Source organism: Sphingomonas sp. 2378 (assembly GCF_038084995.1).
Lineage (GTDB): Bacteria > Pseudomonadota > Alphaproteobacteria > Sphingomonadales > Sphingomonadaceae > Sphingomonas.
This window is the reverse complement of sequence record NZ_JAXCMJ010000114.1, coordinates 1-862: the sequence shown is the minus strand read 5'-3', so window position 1 is coordinate 862 and position 862 is coordinate 1. Positions and strand designations below refer to the sequence as shown.

General features: G+C 64.6%; 1 protein-coding gene. It reads right to left on the bottom strand.

Annotated features, from left to right (window positions below; translation table 11 throughout):
• Positions 1 to 294: 294 nt before the first annotated feature.
• On the bottom strand, positions 295 to 862 hold a 568-nt coding region (locus tag SM191_RS19530; protein ID WP_341507653.1), incomplete at its 5' end, for a transposase.

Here is an 862-nt window from a genome sequence, read left to right as displayed (position 1 = left end):
GGGCGGGGTTAACCCCGCCCGTTGCTTCACCTGCGCTTATGCGCGAAAACCACGGTCGGTCTCTGGTTGCCGCTGGATGAAAGACCGGGGTCACGTCACGGGGGATGCGTCAGGCGGGATTGTTCGGTCTATCGGAGCATTTGAGGCGGTTGTCGGACTGGGGCGATCGGGCACCTCTATCAACCTGCTGCCCAGCGGTGACGGCGGGCTGACGAGGTCGCTGGCTACATCGCTGGGGGTCTGAAGATCGGTTTTTGGTTGTTCGTTACCATGAAGCGTCTGCGCCGGGCGCCGCTATCCCATGGCGGCGCGCCGTTCGTGGAAGATCAGGCGGTCGATGTCGTAGGCAAGGTTGGCGAGGCCGACCTTCACCTCGGCGCGGGCGATGCCGATGGTGCGGATGAACAGCCCCATCTGATCCTTCTGCCGGGCAAAGACGTGCTCGATACGGGCGCGAACGGCGGAACGTTTCGCGTTGGCCCCGGCGGTGCGCGGCGACATCGGTTTGCCCCAGGGCTTCTTGCGATGGATGCGGCTGACCCGGCCCATCGATTTCAGCCAGGCCTCGTTGGCGCGGCTGCGATACGCCGTATCGGCCCAGACGTCGGAGGCGGTGTTGTCGCGGGTCACCACGTCGCGCAGCATCCGCCCGTCGAAGCGGGCACCATCGGTGACCTTGCCGCGTCGGATGAAGCCGTAGCGCCGGCAGATCGCGATGCTGCTCTTGTCGCAGAAGCTGGGAATGGCGATGTCGATCCCCGGCCGGGGGAGTGTCAGGAATTTCGTGTGCGGGCGGGCATAAAGGGGAAGAAGGAGACCCGATATGTCCCGACGCAAAGAGCCTGCGATACCGAACGAGTTA